Source organism: Laedolimicola sp., assembly GCF_051972735.1.
Lineage (GTDB): Bacteria > Bacillota > Clostridia > Lachnospirales > Lachnospiraceae > Laedolimicola > Laedolimicola intestinihominis.
Window position 1 is genome coordinate 1 of record NZ_JBOKYU010000096.1, and the last position, 683, is coordinate 683.

A 683-nucleotide genomic window follows, 5' to 3' on the forward strand; every position below is an offset into this window, starting at 1 on the left:
GGTCGGTGATGGAAGCAAGACCCTCATCGTGGGTAACGATGACGAAAGTCTGACCGAACTTGTCTCTCAGGTCGAAGAAGAGCTGGTGAAGCTCTGCCTTGTTCTTGGTGTCGAGACTTCCTGATGGCTCATCGGCAAGGATGACGGCAGGGTTGTTGACCAAGGCTCTAGCCACGGCTACACGCTGTTTCTCGCCACCGGACAACTCGGCAGGCTTGTGGTTGGCTCTGTCGCTCAAGCCCATGAATTCCAATAACTCCTCGGCACGCTCCTTGGCTTCCTTTCGGCTCTTGCCTGCGATGAAGGCAGGAATCATGATGTTCTCCAGGGCGGTGAACTCAGGTAGAAGTTGGTGGAACTGGAAGACGAAACCGAGATGCTGGTTGCGGAAATCGCTCAGTTTCTTAGTGCTGAGGCTGCTTACATCGATGCCGTCAACCATGATGCTGCCACTATCAGGCTTGTCGAGGGTACCGATAATCTGGAGGAGTGTGGTCTTGCCGGCACCACTAGGACCGACGATACTTACCACCTCGCCCTTGTCAATATGCAGGTCGATGCCCTTAAGCACCTGCAGGGAGCCGAAGCTCTTGGTTATACCTTTTATATCAATCATTTTCTTATTCAAAATTATTTTGCAGGCAAAATTAAGCAAAATATTTGGAAAAGCCTAATTTTAAGAG

At 50.7% G+C, this 683-nt stretch carries 1 protein-coding gene; it reads right to left on the reverse strand.

Annotation, left to right across the window (positions count from 1 at the left end):
• The coding region (locus ACTRC3_RS11740) for an ABC transporter ATP-binding protein (RefSeq protein WP_440323195.1) at window positions 1-628 on the reverse strand (628 nt) is incomplete at its 3' end.
• Between the last annotated feature and the right edge of the window lie 55 nt (window positions 629-683).